Here is a 344-nt window from a genome sequence, read left to right as displayed (position 1 = left end):
TTCGCCCGACTGTCTTGCCCCATCCGAACACCTGTTCAATGCGTTTACGTTTTTGCTGGCTGACCGCGTAGCCCGGCCAGCGCGTAGTTCGCTCGTCAATTGCTGAACCTCCTGGACGCCCATCGTTTTGCGCCACATGCGGCGTCACACGGTTCGCTCGACAACTGGCCACGAAACCGGCGGTGTCGTAGTTCTTGTCCGCGCCGACTGTGATGCCGAGCGGCGCAACACTTGCGGCATCGGCAAGCATCAGCTCGGCCGCGTCGCGCTCGGCGGTGCCCGTCGCCAGCGTCACCTGCGCGTTGACCACCAGGCCATGCCGGTTGTCTGTTAGCACGTGGCCC

Annotated in this window: 1 protein-coding gene; it reads right to left on the bottom strand. The window is 64.0% G+C overall.

The window, feature by feature from the left end:
- A partial coding sequence (locus SB771_RS33735) for a transposase (RefSeq protein WP_410721884.1) occupies nt 1–344 on the bottom strand: 344 nt, incomplete at both ends.

Origin of the sequence: Burkholderia sp. SIMBA_051 (genome assembly GCF_046534915.1) — a bacterium.
GTDB classification, from domain to species: domain Bacteria; phylum Pseudomonadota; class Gammaproteobacteria; order Burkholderiales; family Burkholderiaceae; genus Burkholderia; species Burkholderia ambifaria.
This window is presented reverse-complemented; position numbering and strand designations above follow the sequence as displayed.